Source organism: Flavobacterium lacustre, from assembly GCF_027474525.2.
GTDB lineage: Bacteria > Bacteroidota > Bacteroidia > Flavobacteriales > Flavobacteriaceae > Flavobacterium > Flavobacterium lacustre.
This window is the reverse complement of sequence record NZ_CP114882.2, coordinates 2833850-2853295: the sequence shown is the minus strand read 5'-3', so window position 1 is coordinate 2853295 and position 19446 is coordinate 2833850. Positions and strand designations below refer to the sequence as shown.

General features: G+C 34.9%; 17 protein-coding genes. 15 read left to right on the top strand and 2 right to left on the bottom strand.

What is annotated here, in order from left to right; genetic code table 11:
- The first annotated feature begins 147 nt into the window (after positions 1–147).
- The 6 genes from O6P34_RS12385 (at position 148) to O6P34_RS12360 (ending at position 9048) form a co-directional block, all read left to right on the top strand.
- Positions 148–3210, top strand: coding sequence for a SusC/RagA family TonB-linked outer membrane protein (locus O6P34_RS12385; RefSeq protein ID WP_281324524.1), 3063 nt, complete (start codon positions 148–150; stop codon positions 3208–3210).
- A gap of 11 nt (positions 3211–3221) precedes the next feature.
- Positions 3222–4727, top strand: a complete 1506-nt coding sequence (locus O6P34_RS12380) for a SusD/RagB family nutrient-binding outer membrane lipoprotein (RefSeq protein ID WP_269684822.1) — start codon at positions 3222–3224, stop codon at positions 4725–4727.
- Positions 4728–4816: 89 nt separating this feature from the next.
- Positions 4817–5917 carry an alkaline phosphatase family protein gene (locus O6P34_RS12375; RefSeq protein ID WP_269684821.1) on the top strand — a complete coding sequence of 367 codons (1101 nt, stop codon included), beginning with the start codon at positions 4817–4819 and terminating at the stop codon, positions 5915–5917.
- Complete coding sequence (locus O6P34_RS12370; RefSeq protein WP_269684820.1) at positions 5917–7221, top strand: DUF5690 family protein; 1305 nt, start codon at positions 5917–5919, stop codon at positions 7219–7221. The genes O6P34_RS12375 and O6P34_RS12370 overlap by 1 nt, the downstream gene beginning before the upstream one ends.
- Positions 7205–8368 carry a TIGR03364 family FAD-dependent oxidoreductase gene (locus tag O6P34_RS12365; RefSeq protein WP_269684819.1) on the top strand — a complete coding sequence of 388 codons (1164 nt, stop codon included), beginning with the start codon at positions 7205–7207 and terminating at the stop codon, positions 8366–8368. Before O6P34_RS12370 ends, O6P34_RS12365 begins: the two co-directional genes overlap by 17 nt.
- Positions 8365–9048 carry a phosphonatase-like hydrolase gene (locus O6P34_RS12360; protein WP_269684818.1) on the top strand — a complete coding sequence of 228 codons (684 nt, stop codon included), beginning with the start codon at positions 8365–8367 and terminating at the stop codon, positions 9046–9048. The genes O6P34_RS12365 and O6P34_RS12360 overlap by 4 nt, the downstream gene beginning before the upstream one ends.
- 69 nt (positions 9049–9117) lie before the next feature.
- On the opposite strand, the gene O6P34_RS12355 is transcribed toward O6P34_RS12360, so the two are convergent.
- Positions 9118–9699, bottom strand: a complete 582-nt coding sequence (locus O6P34_RS12355) for a helix-turn-helix domain-containing protein (RefSeq protein WP_269684817.1) — start codon at positions 9697–9699, stop codon at positions 9118–9120.
- A 378-nt stretch (positions 9700–10077) separates the two neighbouring features.
- Positions 10078–10989 (bottom strand): helix-turn-helix domain-containing protein, encoded by a 912-nt coding sequence (locus tag O6P34_RS12350; RefSeq protein ID WP_269684816.1) that lies wholly within the window; start codon positions 10987–10989, stop codon positions 10078–10080.
- Positions 10990–11140: 151 nt separating this feature from the next.
- On the opposite strand from O6P34_RS12350, the gene O6P34_RS12345 reads away from it, so the two are divergent.
- The 9 genes from O6P34_RS12345 to O6P34_RS12305 are packed head-to-tail and all read left to right on the top strand — an operon-like array spanning position 11141 to position 19246.
- Positions 11141–11992 carry an aldo/keto reductase gene (locus tag O6P34_RS12345; protein ID WP_269684815.1) on the top strand — a complete coding sequence of 284 codons (852 nt, stop codon included), beginning with the start codon at positions 11141–11143 and terminating at the stop codon, positions 11990–11992.
- Between the two features lie 52 nt (positions 11993–12044).
- Positions 12045–13193: an aldo/keto reductase gene (locus O6P34_RS12340; RefSeq protein ID WP_269684814.1), complete on the top strand. Its 1149-nt coding sequence runs from the start codon at positions 12045–12047 to the stop codon at positions 13191–13193.
- Positions 13194–13241: 48 nt separating this feature from the next.
- On the top strand, positions 13242–13721 hold the full coding sequence (locus O6P34_RS12335; RefSeq protein ID WP_269684813.1) for a nuclear transport factor 2 family protein: 480 nt from the start codon (positions 13242–13244) through the stop codon (positions 13719–13721).
- Positions 13722–13754: 33 nt separating this feature from the next.
- Positions 13755–14195: a nuclear transport factor 2 family protein gene (locus tag O6P34_RS12330; protein WP_269684812.1), complete on the top strand. Its 441-nt coding sequence runs from the start codon at positions 13755–13757 to the stop codon at positions 14193–14195.
- Between the two features lie 12 nt (positions 14196–14207).
- Positions 14208–15815 (top strand): carboxylesterase/lipase family protein, encoded by a 1608-nt coding sequence (locus O6P34_RS12325; RefSeq protein WP_269684811.1) that lies wholly within the window; start codon positions 14208–14210, stop codon positions 15813–15815.
- Positions 15816–15855: 40 nt separating this feature from the next.
- Positions 15856–16938, top strand: a complete 1083-nt coding sequence (locus O6P34_RS12320) for an alpha/beta hydrolase (RefSeq protein WP_269684810.1) — start codon at positions 15856–15858, stop codon at positions 16936–16938.
- 13 nt (positions 16939–16951) lie between these two features.
- Positions 16952–17686, top strand: coding sequence for a carboxymuconolactone decarboxylase family protein (locus O6P34_RS12315; RefSeq protein ID WP_269684809.1), 735 nt, complete (start codon positions 16952–16954; stop codon positions 17684–17686).
- 25 nt (positions 17687–17711) lie between these two features.
- A complete protein-coding gene (locus O6P34_RS12310; protein WP_269684808.1) occupies positions 17712–18773 on the top strand; it encodes an alpha/beta hydrolase in 1062 nt (353 codons plus the stop codon).
- Positions 18774–18784: 11 nt separating this feature from the next.
- Complete coding sequence (locus tag O6P34_RS12305) at positions 18785–19246, top strand: cupin domain-containing protein (protein ID WP_269684807.1); 462 nt, start codon at positions 18785–18787, stop codon at positions 19244–19246.
- The last annotated feature ends 200 nt before the right edge of the window (positions 19247–19446 follow it).

The following is a 19446-nucleotide window of genomic DNA, read 5'->3' as shown; positions in this document are numbered from 1 at the left end:
ACATTTAATTGATGAAATAATGAACTCATGTTAAAGATTTCTTAAAATTGAAAAGTTGACTAATAGTAAAATAAATCATCAAATTTGCGATGTAAAATTTACTAATAGTAACTATTTAATTATCTGATGAAAAACTTGAAAACTGTAATGAATTTATTATTGATGTTGACGACATCATTAATTTTTGCACAAACAACCCCGTTTAAGGGTAAGGTGGTTGATGAACAAAATGTATCACTGCCAGGCGCAACAGTCCTTATTAAAGGAAAAACTACTGGAGTAGGCACGGACATGAATGGTAACTTTGAAATTGATTTACCAAAGGGAGACGAGATTCTTACGGTTTCTTACATGGGGTATTTGTCGGTTGATTTTAATCCGGCTAATAAAAAAACAGCAGTGATTGTTTTGATTTCAGATTCTCAAAATTTAGATGAAGTAGTGGTAACTGCCTTGGGAATCAAGAAAGAAAAAAAGAAATTAGGATATTCCGTTCAAGAAGTGGAAGGGAATTTAGCCAAAGGAAGAGATGCGAATGTTATGAATTCACTTTCGGGTAAAGTATCTGGTTTGACTGTAGCGGCTTCATCAGAATTTTTTAGTAGTCCAAAATTATATTTACGCGGAAAAAATCCACTTGTGGTTGTTGATGGTGTTCCGTTAGGTACTGACACCTATAACATCAGTCCGGATGATATAGAAAGTATTAACGTACTAAAAGGAGCAAATGCGGCTGCATTATACGGTTCTGTGGGAGGAAACGGAGCTATACAAATTACTACAAAAAGAGGGACAAAAAACGGGAAAGGTTTTGTAGTAGAATACAATCATAATTCCTTATTTCAATCTGGTTTTAATGCAATTCCTAACACACAATCGTCTTATGGTCCTGGATCTTATGGGCAATATGCTTTTAAAGATGGTAAAGGAGGCGGAATCAATGATGCTGATTATGATCAATGGGGACCGCGATTTGACGGGCAATTGATTACACAATATGACAGTCCATTAGATTCAGAAGGAAATCTTATTGCTACACCTTGGTTGGCAAGAGGAAAAAACAATTTCAAAAACTTTATGGAAGATGGTTTTCTAGTTACCAATAACTTGGCTTTGGCTTCTACATTCGATAAAGGAAACATTCGATTTTCAGTTTCTAACACCTATCAAAAAGGGATTAATCCAAATACAAAACTGAATATTTACAACTATAATTTATCGGGTAAATATAACCTTAGCGACAAAACTTGGGTAGATGCCAGTTCTAATTTTAACTTTCAAACCTCACCTAATAATCCTAATGTAGAGTACGGTCCTAACAGTTATTTGTATAATATTATTATTTGGGGTGGTCCAGATTATGATGTCAGAGATTTGAGAAACTACTGGCAAGAAGGAAAAGAAGGATTGCAACAAATTAATTTTGAATACACGCGTTATAACAATCCTTATTTTATGGCATACGAATGGTTAAGAGGGTATTATAAAAATGACTATTCAGGACAAATCAGTTTGAATCATAAGTTCAATAGCAATTTTGATGTAGTATTGAGAACTAATATGGCATTAAGCAACTTGTTTAGAAACGAAAAATTCCCATACTCTATGACTACTTATGGTAGAGAAAAAGCACAAGGGGATTATAAAGAGCAATACGATTATAAATTCAAGAACTATTCGGATTTGATGTTGAATTATAATAAAAGCTTCAACAACTTTGATGTTAAAGCCACTGTTGGTTTGAATAACAATACCGAGAAATATAGAAACTCATTTGCTACTACAAATTATTTGATTATTCCCGGATTGTATAACTTGAGTAACACTCAATCTCCGGTACAACCTACAAATTATAACAGTCATTTTGAAACAAACAGTATGTATGGATCTATAGATATGTCTTATAAATCATTCTTGTTTTTAGGAGCAACTGGACGATATGATACAGATTCAAGATTGCCAAAACAAAATAATACTTTCTTTTATCCATCAGTTAGTGTAAGTGCTGTATTAAGTGAAGTAGTAAATATTCCTCATGTTGATTACTTGAAAGTGAGAAGTTCTTATGCTAAAGTAGGTGGTTCATTAGACATTTACAGTAATCAAGATACGTATCGATTAAGAAATCCTTTTACCATTAATGGTGCTACATATAGCGCTGCTTATGTTGGGGAGATTTTATCTAATAGTAATTTGGAACCTGCTTTTAACTCGTCTATAGAAATTGGTTTAGAGACAAAAATGTTTAAAAACAGATTCGGATTTGATTTTACGTATTACGAAAATACAAACGGGCCACAAATTTTTGACTTAAAATATTCTGAAACATCCGGATATCTGGGTAGCAAACAAAACGGGATTACTACCAAAACTAAAGGAGCAGAGGTTTCCTTCTTTGTTAAGCCTGTAAAAACTGAAAATTTCAATTGGGATTTTAACGTAAACTGGTCTACTTACAAAGAGTATTTAAAAGAAGTTTATGCTGGTATTCAAAACAATGGTTTAATTAAAATAGGGGATCGTGTTGACGGATTTTACATCTATGATTTCATGAGAACCAATGACGGAACTTTAATCGTAGGAAGCAACGGAAAACCTTTAACGAATTCATATCAAACGAAAGTGGGATATAAAGCTCCAGATTGGGCATTAGGTGTTACAAATAATGTCAGCTATAAAAACTTTGCATTAAACTTCAGTTTTGACGGAAGATACGGAGGGAAGATAGAAAATTATGTAAACAAAAAAATGTGGCAAAGTGGTACTCATGAGTTTAGCGATACGCCAGAAAGAGCGAATGATGTTATAGGTGTTAAGTCTTATGTAACAGAAGGAGTAGTGGTAACAGGAGGGAGTTTAGTTACTGATGGTCAAGGGAATACCATTACAGATACCCGAACTTTTGCACCCAATACCACCAAAATGTATTATCAAGATTTCTCTAAATCCTATAATGGAAATACAGCAGCTAATATCATTGACAAAACGTTCTTTAAACTAAGAGAAGTAAGTATTTCTTATAATTTACCTAAATCAGTTTTGAAAAAATCATTTATCAATGATGCTTCTATTTCGTTGATAGGAAGGGATTTATTGTATTTTTCTAAAAACAAAAATATTGATTTAGATCAATTTATTAATGAAGGTTCTTCTCCATTACAAACGCCTACAGTAAAAAGTTATGGTCTTAACTTAAACTTAAAATTCTAAAAAGAACAAAAATGAAAACATTAAATACATATAAAAGCGTACTGATTCTTGCACTGATTTTCTTAGTTAGTTCATGTACCAATTTTGATGAAATAACCGACGATCCAAACAGAGCCACCAGTGTTCCTCCATCTATGCTATTATCCGAGGTATTAAGAGTTATGAATAATGTGGGAGATGAAGGGCCTTGGTCAGAAGCGCAAAGAGACAACCAATTTTGGGCAATATCTTTTGATTATTATGGCGATCAAGATTACAATTGGGGTTCAGCTCCACTTCGTTATAGCACTTTGTCTAATGTTATTGCTATGGAAAAAGAAGCAGCTAATTTAGATACCAAAAACAAATATGGTGCTTTATCTAAGTTTTTCAAAGCTTACTTCTTAGATTATATGACCAAAAGAATGGGGGATATTCCAATGTCGGAAGCCTTAAAAGCAAATACCGCCGAAAAAATTACACAACCTAAATACGACTCTCAAAAAGAAGTATATGTTGAAATATTAGCGCTTCTTGAGGCCGCAAATACACAAATTACTTTAGCGCAGACCGAAGTTGGAACAGGAAATGTAGAAGGTGATTTTTTATACGAAGGTGATTTAAGCAAATGGCAAAAAACCATTAATGCTTTTCGTTTAAGAGTGCTAATTGGATTGAGCAAAAAAACAGCTGAATTAGACGTTATCAGCCAATTCAATCAAGTGGTTTCAAACCCTTCAAAATATCCATTGATGACTGGAATAAGCGACAATATGGTGCGTAAGTTTGCGGATGAAAATGGAAATCAATACGAACTAAACCCTAGTAATTATGGTTTCAACAGAAACAGAAATATTATGGGAGGTACTTATTTAGATATCTTAAAACAAAATAATGATCCTAGAATCTATGTGGTTGCCGATCCTGCAAAATTTTATTACAATGCCGCTGATCCATTAAACTTAAACGCCTATGTTGCTGCAAATACCGGAGATGACCAAGGCGCAATGCAAGTTGCCTCTGACCAAGGGAAATATTCTTATCCGAGTGAAAAAAGATATTACAGTACTTACAGCGGAGAAGATTATATCTTAATTGGGTATGCGGAACAACAGTTTGTTATTGCTGAAGCTATCAACAGAGGTTGGATTACAGGAGATGCTGGTGCCTATTATAATAAAGGAATTAGTGCATCTATGGCGTTTTACGCTGTAGCAGATGCTGATGTTGCTACCTTTTTGGCTAGTTCAAACATTACTTACAAAGGAAATAACACAACAGGTTTAGAGCAAATCCTTAGTCAAAAGTATGTTGCTTTTTTCCAAAATTCAGAAAGAGAAGCCTACTTTAATTACAGAAGAACTGGTATTCCTGCCTTTAATGTAGGACCTGCTAACAACAACGGAGGAAAAATACCGATGCGTTGGAAATACCCACAATCTGAATTTGAAACTAATAAAACCAATGTCGATGCAGCATTGACAAGTCAGTACAGTGGGTCAGATGATATCAATGCCAAAATGTGGTTGATAAAATAATCAAAACATGCACTACATTAAAATTTAATTATGGCCATAGGGATTTCTTCCCTGTGGCTTTATGTTACACCATCAAAAAATAAAATAAAATGAAAAAATCAATTGTATTGACAAGTTTACTTGCAGTATTCTGTCTTGGAACTCAAGCACAACAAAAAACGGAATCCCCAAAAACAAAAGTGGTGTTGATCACTTTGGACGGCTTGCGTTGGCAAGAACTTTTTACAGGTGCCGATCCTGCTCTTATCGAAAACAAAGATTTTGTGCATGATGCAGCCGAGCTAAAAACGAAATTTTGGAGAAACACACCAGCAGAAAGAAGAGCTGTTTTGATGCCTTTTTTATGGAATAAAGTGATTCAAATGGGGCAATTACACGGAAACAGAAACGAGGGAAGTAACGTGAATCTTACCAATTCAATGTGGTTTTCTTATCCGGGATATAACGAAATTTTAACGGGTGCTGCTGACGATAAAAGAATTGCGAGTAATGATAAATTCAATAATCCGAATACGACAGTTTTAGAAAAAATAAATAATATGCCCAAATACAAAGGGAAAGTTGCCGCTTTTGGTAGCTGGGATGTTTTTCCGTACATCATCAACGAAGAACGTTCCGGAATTCCTGTAAATGCTGGTTTTGAGTCTGCAACAGGAAATACTCTTAGTCCAAATGAAATCTTTTTGAATGAATTGCAAACCCAAATTCCATCTCCGTTCGGGAGTGTTAGATTAGATGCCTTTACTTCACATTACGCTTTGGAATATATGAAAAAAGAGCATCCTGAATTGGTATTTATATCCTACGGAGAAACAGATGATTTTGCACACGAAGGCAATTATAATGCTTATCTAACATCGGCAAATAACACAGATGCTTTGATTCAACAATTGTGGAATTTTACACAAAGTGATTCTTTTTATAAAGACAATACCGTTTTTATTCTTTCTACAGATCATGGTAGAGGAACACAACCAATAGAAACTTGGAAGCATCATGGTTCAAAAATAGCCGGAGCCGATCAGGCTTGGTTTGTGGTTTTTGGAAATAATGTTGCGGCCTTAGGCGAAGTTACCCAACCGGAACAGTTGTACAGTACTCAAATCGCTCCAACGGTTTTACAGGTTTTAGATAATAAATTGAAGGATTCTGAAATGAAGGGAAAAGCAATAAAAGTATTGAAAGACTAATGCAAAAGTCAGCCGAAAAATCGAATATTCCTTTTGTTTTGAACGCTTCATTGTCTTCGTTTGGGGCATACTTTTGTATGTATGCTTTCCGGAAACCCTTTAGTGTAGCCACATTTGAGGGTATGGAGGTATTTCATATTGATTATAAAATTATTGTAATCATTGCACAAGTATTGGGGTATGCGCTTTCTAAATTTATAGGAATTAAAGTAGTTTCCGAATTAAAAGCAAACCAACGGGCGTATTATTTGCTGGGATTAATTCTTATTTCGGAGTTGGCTTTGGTTTTATTTGCTTTGGTGCCGCAACCGTATAATGTAGTTTTTATGTTCCTGAACGGAGTTCCTCTGGGAATGATTTGGGGAATTGTTTTTTCGTATCTCGAAGGTCGAAAATTCACTGAGATTTTAGGAGTTGCCTTGAGTACCAGCTTTATAGTTTCAAGTGGTGTGGTGAAATCAGTAGGTTTTTTTGTGATGGATTCTTGGGGCTTTTCAGAGTTTTGGATGCCTGCTATTACAGGAGCATTATTTGTCTTGCCTTTATTGTTCTTTACTTGGCTATTAGAAAAAATTCCAAAGCCGACCCAAGAGGATATCGAACTGCGCTCCGAACGTATTCCGATGACTGGAAAAGACAGGAAGCATATGCTGTTGAAATTTTTATTTCCAATAACGATATGGGTTTTGTTTTACACGTTCCTGACTGCTTTTAGAGATTTCAGAGATAATTTTTCCCGTGAATTATGGGATACAATTGGGTATAAAGGCGATGTATCGGTGTATTCCAGTTCCGAAACATTGGTTGCCTGCATTGTATTATTGGTTTTAGGTTTCACGTTTTATTTTCGAGATAACAAGAAAGCCTTATTTTTTTACCAATTTTTGCTTTTGACAGGATGCATTGCATTAGGTTTTTCAACCTATTTGTTTCACACCGGAAATTTAAATCCATTTTCTTGGATGGTGGTTTCGGGCTTCGGATTATACATTTGTTATGTGCCTTTTAACTGTTTGTTTTTTGATCGTTTTATAGGAGCTTTCAGAATAAAAGGCAATGCGGGTTTCTTGATTTATCTTGCCGATGCCTTTGGTTATTTAGGAAGCGTAGCTGTTTTGTTGTATAAAAATTTTGGACAATCCGGTTTGTCTTGGATTGATTTTTTTATGTACAGCGCATATTTGGTTGCAGGAATCGGACTTTTGGTCACCATCAGTTCAACGCTTTATTTAAATGAAAAATATAAAAAAAATAAAAATCAGAATGTCAATTTTAAACTAGTATTAGATGAAACCAATGTATGATCTTATAGTTGTAGGTGGCGGAGTTTTAGGTACTTTTCATGCCTATCATGCTTTGAAAAAAGGGCTTCGTGTAGCTGTCATAGAAAAAGATAAAATGCCAATAGGAGCAACTGTTCAAAATTTTGGACAAGTAGTTCCTTCCGGAATGGACTCAAAATGGCAGGCGTACGGGAGAGAAAGTCTGGCGATTTATAAAGAAATTCAAGGTCAATTTGATATCTCCATCCGTCAAAACGGGTCCGTTTATTTGGCTTCGAATCAGGAAGAAATTCAGCTGATAGAAGAGTTGTCTCAAATTAACCAATCGAATAATTATCAATCCCATTTGTTAACCAAAGAAGAATGCTTGAATAAATATCCGGGTTTGCGTTCCGATTATGTAAAAGCAGGATTGTTTTTTCCTGAAGAAGTTACAGCAGAACCCCGAACGATGATTTACAGGTTGCATGCGTTTATGATTCAGAACATGGGGCTGAAATTAATTTTGAATACTACTATTATTGCTTCTGAATCTACGTCAAATGGTGTCATTCTTTCGAGCGCAGCAAATGAGGAATTTTTTGCCCGTAAAGTGATTATTTGTAATGGGAATGCTTTTAAAAATTTGTTTCCAATACTTTTTAACGAAAGTGATTTAGAGGTTTCTAAGTTGCAAATGTTGCAAACCAAACCACAGCAAAATTACACTCTTGACGGCTCTATCCTGACGGGTTTATCCATTAGAAGATATGAGGCGTTTTATGAATGTCCTTCTTTTAAAGCAATTAAAGCAAAAGAAAATCCGGATGCTTTAGAGAAAAAATGGGGTGTACATATTTTGTTCAAACAAGCCGCTGATGGTTCTGTTATTTTGGGTGATTCCCATCTGTATGCTGATGCTAAAAATATAGATGATTTGGGTTTTGATTTAGACATGGATATTGATGATTTTATGATACAAGAAGCCAAAAAAATTATTGATTTACCCAATTATGAAATTCAAAACAGATGGTTCGGTATGTATTCCCAATGTAAAACCAAAGATATTTTTGAGCATACAATAGAAGATAATATTCATATAATAACCGGAATTGGCGGTAAAGGAATGACGGGTAGTGCCGGATTTTCTAAAGAAAATATAGCTAAAATTTTTAATACAAAAGAATGAAACAAAGAATAGAATTGGTGGTCTTTGATATGGCCGGAACAACGGTGAATGAAGATAATGTCGTATACAAAACAGTACAGAAAGTGATTAATGACGAAGGGTTTTCTGTTAGCTTGGAGGAAGTGCTGAAACATGCTGCCGGAAAAGAAAAACATCAGGCGATAACCGCTGTTTTAAAGGCATGTACTCCGCTAACTAATACCGCTTTAGTAGCTAATATAGCCTTTTCAAAATTCAAAATTGCTTTGAAAGAGGCTTATGATAGCTTAGAAATTAAAACGTTTGAAGGCACAGAACAGCTTTTCAAAGATTTGAGGAATAATCATATTAAAGTCGTTTTAAATACTGGTTATGACCGTAAAACGGCTGATTTGTTATTGGATAAATTAGGTTGGATTGTGGGCGAAACCATTGATGGTTTAGTAACTGCTGATGATGTAGAAAATGGTCGTCCGGAAGGCGATATGATTCTTTTGGCAATGAAAAATATCGGTATAACTGATGCTGAAAAAGTATTAAAAGTTGGGGATTCTGCTATAGATATTGAAGAGGGTAAAAATGCCAATTGTGGTATTACCGTTGGAGTGCTGACCGGCGCACAAAACAGAGCTCAAATTCAAGAAGCAAATCCAACTTATATCATAGAAAGTTTAAATGAATTGAGAGCGATTCTCTTTTAAAAATTTGTTTGGTTTTTTTGTTGAACTCTCCTTTTTGAAATACTAAAAAGGGGAGTTTTTTCTTGAAAATTATTCTTTTCCTGTGTTTAAAAAGAAGTAAAGCACTAACATTTTAGCCGAAATTTTTCCTTTATTAACAGGCACATGAGGTGTTCGGCCATCAAAAAAAATAGAATCTCCTTCTTTTAAAAGGACCTCTTCTTCTCCAATAGTATAAAAACATTCGCCTGAAATCATGTATTTAAATTCATAGGCGTCCGTTTCGACTTTGTCTCTATGCGAGTTGGGTTGTACTTCCAGCAAGACGGCTTCAAATCCTATAGAAGAAAGTTGTTTGCCAAAAATATATTTATAGGTAAATCCATGTGCCTCATCTTCCTTTTCAATTGTTGCGTTTTCTTCGCATCGCGACACAATATAACTAAGCTCTGAAGGTTTTGGCATTCCTTCAAAAAAGTCAGAAACTTTAATTTCAAGTGCATTGATGATATTTAATAAAACCGGTAAAGAGGGAATTGTTCTTCCGTTTTCAATTCGGGAAACAAGACCGTTACTCACATCGGCAGCACAAGCGACCGTACTGATGGTTTTTTTATTTGTTTTTCGAATATCCTTAATTCTTTTTCCTATACCTATTAAATAGTCATTCATAGTTACTTTGTATTTATTACGAATATCTACATTTAACTTGATATAAAAAAGGCGACTGGTTTTTTTAATACAATTTTTTTTATCGGAATCAGAATCAATATTGAATGTAATTCTTTTGTTTTGGTACACAAAACTTTAAGAAAATCAATCTCTTTTTGACATAAATAGAAGGTTTTTATTATGTTTTTTTTTTTAATTTAATTCATTTCCTATCTTTTTTTTAGTAGATAATGATAGGCGTTTTATTTTGAGATTATTTATTTTAAATTATTTTTCTAACGATACAAGGATAGAAAATAAATAATACAATTCATTTAAGGGAATAATGTTATGTGTTTATTTTAAATAGCAAATCTAATGCTGATTTTCGGTAATTTTTCAATTCAAGATTCTATACTCGTTTGGCGTATTGCCTACATGCTGTTTGAAAAAACGAGTAAAATGTTGTGGATATTTAAACCCTAATTCATAAGCAATTTCACTGATGTTTTTATTAGAATCAAATATCTTGTTTTTAGCCACATCGATGATTTTATCCTGAATGTATTCCTGTGCAGATTTCCCGGTTTCTTTCTTAATCAAAGTCCCGAAATAATTGGGAGATAAATGAAGTTCGTCTGCAAAATAAGCGACGGAAGGTAAACCAACATTATGCGGTTTTTTAGAAGTGAAATAATTATTTAGTAATTCGTCAAATTTTTCTAAAATTCCTTTGTTGACATTTTCTCTTGTGATGAATTGACGGTCATAAAATCGATCACAGTAATTCAGAAATAATTCGATATTAGAAGCAATCAATTTTTTGCTGTGCTTATCAATAGATTGTTGCAACTCAACTTCAATTTTAGAAAAACAATCTAATACCAGCTGTCTTTCACGTTCCGATAAATGCAACGCTTCGTTTGATTTATAGTTAAAAAAATTATAATCGTTAATGCTTTTGGCAAGCGAAGTACCATGTATCAGGTCAGGATGAAAAACCAGCGCATGTCCCATTGGCTGATATACAGTTTTCATGTTTTCTATTTCCATTATTTGTCCCGGTGAAACAAAAACTAATGTGCCTTCCTGATAGTCATAATAATTTCGTCCATATATTAAATCTCCACATTTTACTTGTTTGAGGAAAATGCAATAGAGTCCATAATTAATTTTAACGGTTTTACTATCACCCCAAGATCTGGGGTTGGCTTTAGAAAAATCAATTATACTTACTAACGGATGTAGCGTTTTGTGATTGTTCAAGTCGTTGTAATCAGTTACCGAATTAAATTTATATATCTGGTCCATTGCTTATTATATTTTACATTACAAATTTAAGTATTAAATTAGAAGATTAATGAAAACAACAGTGCAGGGAGTAAAATTGGTAGACAAATCCGTAATCTGTATACTCTTCAGGTGAATAAATAGCAAGAATTTTGTAGAAACAAAAAATATAATGCAAAAAATACTTTTAAATAATGGAATTGAAATGCCTGTCTTAGGATTTGGTGTTTTTCAGGTAACAGATTTGGCAGAATGCGAAAGAAGCGTATTAGATGCAATTGCTACAGGTTATCGTTTGATTGATACCGCTGCTGTTTACATGAATGAAGTAGCTGTTGGAAATGCAATAAAGAAAAGCGGTGTACCAAGAGAAGATTTTTTTATTACTACAAAACTATGGATACAGTCAAATGGTTATGAAGGAACAAAGAGGGCTTTTGAAAATTCATTGACACAACTACAATTAGATTATCTTGACTTATATCTGATACATCAACCTTTTGGAGATGTTCATGGTTCTTGGAGAGCTATTGAGGAATTGTATAAGGAAGGAAAAATTCGAGCAATTGGCGTAAGTAATTTTCATCCCGACAGACTAATGGACTTAATCGTTCATAATGAAATTATACCCGCGGTAAATCAGATTGAAACTCATCCGTTTCATCAACAAATTGAAGTACAGCAATTCTTGCAGGAAAATAATGTACAAATTCAATCTTGGGGACCATTTGCTGAAGGTAAAAACAATATTTTTCAAAATGAATTACTACATTCAATTGGTAATAAATACAACAAATCAGTTGCACAAGTTGTTCTTCGTTGGCTCATTCAAAGAGGTGTGGTTGCTATTCCAAAATCAGTTCGAAAGGAAAGAATGGAAGAAAACTTCGATATTTTCAATTTCGAATTAAATTTTGAAGATATGGAAGCTATCAAAACATTAGACACCAAGACCAGTAGTTTTTTTGATCATCGTGATCCGGCAATGGTAAAATGGTTGGGAGAAAGAAAGCTAAATCTTTAAATTACATTCAAATAATACTTAAAAACCCTTATCTAATTTAATATTCTCAATTATGAATCGCAGATCCGTTTTAAAGACCGCAGGGCTTGCTCTGGCAGGAAGCGCATTATTACCTTTTGATTCTTTAGCAAAAGCTACCGTCTCATTGCCTATTTTTGGAGAAAAAGATACTACACCAGCTACTCTTTCGAACAAGCGAAAACTCGGAACTACTCTTGAAGTTTCAAGCATAGGACTTGGTGTTCAAAATATGACTCGCACCTATCAAACTACAATTCCTTCACGACCAGAAATGCTTAATATTATCAGAACAGCGTTTGATAAAGGAGTTACTCTATTTGATGCCGCCGAGGCTTATGGACCATTTGAAGTAGAAAAAATTCTTGGAGAAGGCATCTCTTCTTTCCGAAATAAAATAGTCATCGAAACAAAATTTGGTTGGAATATTGACCAAGAAACAGGCGCACGTTTACCTGGATTAAGCAGCCGACCTGAACACATCAAAATAGTGGTGGAAGGAATGTTAAAAAGACTTCGTACTGACAGAATAGATTTATTATATCAGCATCGTGTGGATCCACAAGTTCCAATTGAAGATGTAGTTGGTGCCATTCAGGATCTGATAAAAGAAGGTAAAGTTTTGCATTACGGATTATCTGAGCCTGGACCACAAACTGTAAGACGAGCACATAAAATTCACCCCATTGCAGCCATTCAAAACGAATATTCTTTATTATGGCGTGGACCTGAAAAAGAAATTATTCCGCTTTGTGATGAACTCGGTATTGGTTTCGTCCCTTGGAGCCCACTTGGTGTAGGTTTTTTGACAGGAGCCATTGACGCAAATACACGTTTTGCTCAAGGCGATTTCCGTGGAATGGAAACACGTTTTTCACCAGAGAATCTAGCTTCCAATATGGCGCTCGTTGATTTATTGAAAAACTGGAGTATACAAAAACAAGCCACTCCTACCCAAATTTCGCTAGCCTGGTTGCTGTCGCAAAAACCGTGGATTGTTCCTATTCCAGGCACTACACAAATGGCTCATATGTTAGAAAATATCAAAGCGGATGAAATAAAATTTACCCCAGGTGAATTGAATAAATTCAATAATCAACTGGATGCTATTCAAATTAAGGGTGAAAGACTACCTCCTTTTGTACAAGCTTTTTCAGACGTTGAAGCACCACAAAAAAAATAACAGTATTAATACCAATAAAAATATTAGAAACCCAATAAATTATTAAAAATGAAAAAGCTATTATTAGGATTATTATTTTTTACAAGCATACAATGGTCTAATGCACAAACAAGTTCACTGAACACCAAATCTAAAAGCGACCAAAAAACAGAACAAGAATTACTAGATCTGTCCAAACAAAAATGGCAGTGGATGGCTGATAAAAATGTGGATAAACTTGCGGTTCTCTTTGATGACAAATCAAAATTTGTTCACATGAGTGGCACTTGGAAAAAAGACGAAGAACTTGATATCATTAAAACGGGCAGGATTTGGTATAAAAACACTAAAGTTCATGATACAGCAGTAGAAATTTTTGGAAAAACAGCAATCATTTGGAGTCGAATTACGCTTGAGGCTATTGTTCGAGGAAATGAAGCCGTGACCGAATTTACTGTAACAGAAATTTACCAAAAGCAAGGTAAGAGTTGGAGACTTTTAGACTTAACATTCAGTAGTGTGAGAGACACGCATCAGATTCAGAAATAAAAAAAACAGACTAATTAAAAAATAAATCGCAATATGAAAAAATCAATATTCGGGTTACTTGTACTGACTCTATTTGTAAACAAGTCCTTTGCACAAAATACTACTGAGCAAGAAATTATTCAACTTTCTAAACAAAAATGGGAGTGGATGGCTGATAAAAATGTAGATAAACTTTCCCCTTTATTTGATGACAAATCTGTATTTGTTCACATGGGAGGAAGTTGGGGAAAAACCCAAGAAATCAATATAATTAAAAGCGGAGGAATTCATTATAAGAAAGCAGATATTCATGAAGTGTCCGTAAACATTATTGGTAATACCGCGATCCTTTTAAACAGAATTACACTACTAGCCGTAGTAGGAGGAAATGAAGTAACTAATCCGTTTATTGTTACAGAAGTATATGTTAAAGAAAATGATGGCTGGAAACTTGGCTCATTATCATTCACTAAACTAATGGTACCTGGACAATAAAATAAATAAAAAATGAAAAAAATAGTAATTGCGATTGCATTATTTTATTGTACAACTCATATAAAAGCACAACAAACCGTTTCTCAAAGTCATTCAAGGGAAGTTCGCACAGCTTCAGGAATTGTTCGCGGTGTAACAGAAGGAGATATCGATATATTCAGAGGTATTCCTTATGCGGCACCACCAGTAGGTGCAAATCGTTGGAAACCTCCACAACCAGTGACTCCTTGGAAGGAAGTTAAAGACGTTAGTAACTTTTGTGCTGATTGTCCTCAGGCTACTTGGCCTCGTGGTACTGGTATGTCACAGAATTCATCTGAAGATTGTTTGTTTATCAATATTTGGACACCTACTAAAACATCGAAAAAATCAAAATTACCTGTTATGGTTTGGATTCACGGTGGTGGATTTGTAGCAGGTAGCGGTGGTGGAAACGGATTTACAGGAGCTGCATTTGCAAAGCAAGATGTTATACTCGTTTCTTTCAATTATCGTTTAGGACGACTTGGCTTTTTTGCATTTCCAGCATTAAGCAAAGAAAACCCAAATGACTACAAAGGTAATTATGGCTACATGGATCAGATTGCTGCATTACAATGGGTTAAAAAAAATATCGCTGAATTTGGAGGAGATTCTAAAAACGTAACAATTTTTGGTGAGTCTGCTGGTGGCGTATCGGTGCATTCGCTTTTGACAATACCCGCAGCAAAGGGTTTATTTAAGAAAGCAATTATTGAATCAGGAGGTGGACGAGATGGCGTACTAACTGGGCGTCCAATTGATACAGAAAATACAGATATTAATTATCCTGTGTCAGCTGAAACTATAGGACTTAACTTTGCTAAAAGATACCATATCGAAGGGAATAATGATGACGCACTCAACAAGCTAAGAGCATTAAGTGCCGCTGAAATTGTTGATGGCGGAGAAGAAACTGCAGGACAAGGAGGCCCTGTAACTTACTCAGGACCAATACTTGATGGTCGTTTGGTAACAGAAACTGCCGAGAGTGCTTACAAAGCCAGCAGACAGCCTAATGTTCCCATTATTATTGGGTCAAATAGTGCAGAAGTTCCTGCAGGCTTTGTTAACGCCAAGTCAAAAGAGGAATTACTGTCATTGTTTGGCAACTATAAAGAAGAAGCTACTGCGGCCTATGATGCTGAAGGCAATATTGATTTTGCTAAGATGTTAGCCTTAGTAAATACCGATAAAGTTTGGGCAGAGCCTGCTCGCTTTACTGTCAGAGCATTTACTGCTAAATCGACACCTGCTTATTTATACCTCTTCTCTTACGTACCTGTTTCCATGAAAGACTGGATGAAATATGGAGCTTCTCATGCCTCTGAGATTGCTTATGTATTTGATAATCTGGAGGAACGCAATGGCATTACTTTTACCGAGAAAGATAAAGAAGTAGGTAAAATAATGAATGCCTATTGGGCTAACTTTGCTAAAACTGGTAATCCAAATGGAAAAGGACTTCCGCATTGGCCAGCATATGACAGTATTAAAAATGAGGTTTTTGAGTTTACATCAGATGGTTCGGCAGGTAGTTTTTCCGACCAAAGAAAAGCAAGATTAGATGTTATGGAAAAAGCATTTGACAACAATAAATAAAAGAATTAGATTGCAAACTTGAAAACATAAATTAAAACAAATGGAAAAGAGAATAATTAGATTGTGGAGTATTCTTTGTTTATTATTGATGATTCATTCCTCATTTTATGCACAAAAAAGTATCAAACAAAAACCATTAGTAATTGAAGAGCAAGGAAGTTTTGCTATTGGAGGAACTATGATTACCAATCCAGGTACATTCGATCCCTATAAACCAACTCCCGAAGGACAGACTTTTCGTGGAGACCACGCTTATGTATTTTATCAAATTCCTGTAAAGGCGCGTAAATATCCATTGGTAATGTGGCATGGTATAGGTCAATTTTCGAAAACATGGGAAACTACAGCTGATGGACGAGAAGGGTATCAGAATATTTTTCTTCGTAGAAACTTTCCTGTTTATTTGATTGACCAACCAAGACGTGGCAATGCAGGAAGAAGTACAGTTTCAGCTACAATAAACCCAATTCCTGATGAACAACAAATGTTTGGTATTTTTCGTGGGGGCATTTGGCCCAATTATTTTGAGGGTGTACAGCTTGCAAGAGATAGCGCTACATTGAATCAGTATTTTCGTTCAATGACACCGAGTATTGGTACCATCGATATTGAAGTCAATACAGACGCGATTGCTGCACTTTTTACTAAAATAGGTTCTGGAATTTTGGTTACACATTCCCATTCTGGGGGTATGGGATGGAAAACGGTGATAAAAAGTCCAAATATTAAAGCTATTGTTTCATATGAGCCTGGAAGCGGATTTTTATTCCCAGAAGGGGAAGTTCCAACTCCTATTGCTAGTTCTGCGGGGGCTCTAGAAGCAATAGGAATTTCGATGAAAGACTTTATGCAACTTACTAAAATTCCAATAGTTATTTACTACGGGGATAATATTCCTGAAAAGCCATCCGCTAATTCAGGAGCCGACGGGTGGAGAGCACGTCTAGAAATGGCGCGTTTGTGGCGAGATAAAGTCAATTCATACGGTGGCGATGTTACTGTAGTCCATCTTCCAGAAATAGGAATTAAGGGCAATACGCATTTTCCTTTTTCAGACTTAAATAATATTGAGATTGCCAACCTAATGAGTAAATGGCTAAAAGAAAAAGGATTAGACAAATAACAAAAGCATAATTATGGAGCAGTTTAGAATTTTCGGTATTAAAGTCATCGTATTATGTTTTGCATTATTTTCCCATTCCACGAAAGCACAAGATGTAGCATCATCCAATAGAAAATTAAGCATGAAGGAAAAAAGCATCATTACCATTGCATCACTCACAGCCAAAGGTGATTTAAAAAAACTAAAAACGGAACTAAATACAGGTCTTGAAGCTGGACTTTCCGTAAATGAAATAAAAGAAATATTGGTTCACACCTATGCCTATTGTGGTTTTCCAAGGAGTATAAGAGGATTACAAACTTTTATGGAAGTGCTTAACGACCGAAAAGCAAATGGAATTATTGATGAACAAGGCAAAGAGGCTTCTCCAATCAATGAAGAGGTTAACAAATATCAAAGAGGTAAAACCATTTTGGGACAGCTTACTAAAGCACCACAATCGAATACGCTTTCAGGGTATTCTGCTTTTTCACCGGTAATAGACACTTTCTTGAAAGAACATTTGTTTGCCGATATTTTCGAAAGAGATATTTTAACTTACGCGCAAAGAGAATTGGTTACGATTTCTGTCATCAGTACAATTGGGGATGCAGAACCAATGTTAAAAGGACATTTGTCAATTTCTCTCAACGTAGGAATATCCCCTGAACAACTGAAAGAATTTATAGGAGTTATAGAACCAATCATTGGAACAAAGAAAACTAAAGCAGCAAAAGCAGTACTAACTGAAGTGTTGAAAAGCAAATAGTTTCAATAATTTTAAAATAGAAGAGATGAAAAATATAGTATCAATAATCGCATTAGTAATGTCAATAGCAGATATAAATATATCAAATGCTCAAACTACTCAAAAGGAAGTAAAACAAAATCCATACACTCTTGTGTATGAAGGAGCTATTACAAAAAATGAAGTAGGAAAAGTAAACATTCATCCTGTTACTTATAAAATTAAAGAGATTACAATAGTAGCTAATGTTTACACTCCGGCTAACTACGATGTTTCAAAGAAATATCCTGCGGTTGTTATTGCCCATCCTAATGGAGGTGTAAAAGAACAAGTAGCAGGCTTATACGCACAACGATTAGCAGAACAGGGTTATATCACCATTACAGCAGATGCTGCTTACCAAGGTGGAAGCGGTGGCGAGCCTCGTAATGTAGATAAACCGGCAAACCGAATTGAAGACATTTACGCCATGGCCGACTTTATTTCTCAATATAAAGGGGTTGACACTGCAAAACTTGGATTACTCGGAATTTGCGGAGGTGGCGGTTATTCATTAAAAGCAGCACAATCAGATAAACGATTTAAAGCAATAGCTACAGTAAGTATGTTCAATTCAGGGGTAGTAAGACGTAACGGGTTTATGAACTCTCAATTTTCAACAATTCAAGAACGATTAAAACAAGCTTCAGATGCCCGTGCCCAAGAAGCTGCAGGTGGCAAAGTTATCTACGTAGGCGATACACAACTTACGGATAAACAAATAGCAGCACTACCGTTCGATTTATATCGTGAAGGATTTGAGTATTATGGCAAAACACATGCACATCCAAATTCAACCTTTAAATACACCAAAAGTAGTTTGATGGATTTAATGACATTTGATGCCGCTACCAATATGGACTTAATAAACCAACCATTATTAATGATAGCGGGCAGTAAAGCCGACAGTTTTTATATGACTGACGATGCTTTCAACAAAGCTACCAATGCAAAAAACAAAGAACTATTTCTTATAAACGGGTCTACTCATATAGAAACCTATTGGAAACCTGAATACGTATTGCAAGCGGTAAATAAATTGGTTAATTTTTACCAAATTAATCTTTAAAATATAAAAAGATGAAGCTTAAAAACATAGCCGGAATATTGTTTATGGGTGTATTTGCATTTTCTTGTAAAGCACAAAAAAAAGAAATCCTTTTCCCAAAAGGAGAAAAAATTACCAATGCTAATTTTACAGGTACAGCTTATTTACAAATACTTATAGCTGCTGATAGCCTAAATCCAACCTCAGTAGGAAATGTAACCTTTGAACCTGGAGCAAGAACAAAATGGCATCTTCATCCGGGCGGACAAATTTTGTTGGCTACCGATGGAATTGGGTATTATCAGGAAAAAGGGCAACCTAAAAAAATACTTTATAAAGGGGATGTAATCAAATGTCCGCCAAATATTCAACATTGGCATGGTGCCAGTGTAGACAATTATTTTGTTCAAGTTGCAATAACAAATACCCAAAATGGGCCGCCAGTTTGGTTAGAAGCCGTAACTGATGAAGAATATACCAGTTCAAAAAAATAGAAAATATAGCTAAAAAAGGAGTTATAAAGTCACAGGACTAAGAGTTTCAAATTATCTAAAAATGGTTTTTAAATTGTCCAGATAAAGGCATTAAAAATAAAAAAACCTGTAAATTAAATATTTACAGGTTTTTTTGTGGAGTCGCCGACTATTGCGTTTTATATACTGGAATTATGTGTTAACAACTAATAATGAGGCGT

Excerpts from the sequence above, each read along its gene's own strand:
- O6P34_RS12385 (WP_281324524.1), top strand. The coding sequence starts at position 148 with ATGAATTTATTATTGATGTTGACGACATCATTAATTTTTGCACAAACA.
- O6P34_RS12380 (WP_269684822.1), top strand. The coding sequence starts at position 3,222 with ATGAAAACATTAAATACATATAAAAGCGTACTGATTCTTGCACTGATT.
- O6P34_RS12375 (WP_269684821.1), top strand. The coding sequence starts at position 4,817 with ATGAAAAAATCAATTGTATTGACAAGTTTACTTGCAGTATTCTGTCTT.
- O6P34_RS12370 (WP_269684820.1), top strand. The coding sequence starts at position 5,917 with ATGCAAAAGTCAGCCGAAAAATCGAATATTCCTTTTGTTTTGAACGCT.
- O6P34_RS12365 (WP_269684819.1), top strand. The coding sequence starts at position 7,205 with ATGAAACCAATGTATGATCTTATAGTTGTAGGTGGCGGAGTTTTAGGT.
- O6P34_RS12360 (WP_269684818.1), top strand. The coding sequence starts at position 8,365 with ATGAAACAAAGAATAGAATTGGTGGTCTTTGATATGGCCGGAACAACG.
- O6P34_RS12355 (WP_269684817.1), bottom strand. The coding sequence starts at position 9,699 with ATGAATGACTATTTAATAGGTATAGGAAAAAGAATTAAGGATATTCGA.
- O6P34_RS12350 (WP_269684816.1), bottom strand. The coding sequence starts at position 10,989 with ATGGACCAGATATATAAATTTAATTCGGTAACTGATTACAACGACTTG.
- O6P34_RS12345 (WP_269684815.1), top strand. The coding sequence starts at position 11,141 with ATGCAAAAAATACTTTTAAATAATGGAATTGAAATGCCTGTCTTAGGA.
- O6P34_RS12340 (WP_269684814.1), top strand. The coding sequence starts at position 12,045 with ATGAATCGCAGATCCGTTTTAAAGACCGCAGGGCTTGCTCTGGCAGGA.
- O6P34_RS12335 (WP_269684813.1), top strand. The coding sequence starts at position 13,242 with ATGAAAAAGCTATTATTAGGATTATTATTTTTTACAAGCATACAATGG.
- O6P34_RS12330 (WP_269684812.1), top strand. The coding sequence starts at position 13,755 with ATGAAAAAATCAATATTCGGGTTACTTGTACTGACTCTATTTGTAAAC.
- O6P34_RS12325 (WP_269684811.1), top strand. The coding sequence starts at position 14,208 with ATGAAAAAAATAGTAATTGCGATTGCATTATTTTATTGTACAACTCAT.
- O6P34_RS12320 (WP_269684810.1), top strand. The coding sequence starts at position 15,856 with ATGGAAAAGAGAATAATTAGATTGTGGAGTATTCTTTGTTTATTATTG.
- O6P34_RS12315 (WP_269684809.1), top strand. The coding sequence starts at position 16,952 with ATGGAGCAGTTTAGAATTTTCGGTATTAAAGTCATCGTATTATGTTTT.
- O6P34_RS12310 (WP_269684808.1), top strand. The coding sequence starts at position 17,712 with ATGAAAAATATAGTATCAATAATCGCATTAGTAATGTCAATAGCAGAT.
- O6P34_RS12305 (WP_269684807.1), top strand. The coding sequence starts at position 18,785 with ATGAAGCTTAAAAACATAGCCGGAATATTGTTTATGGGTGTATTTGCA.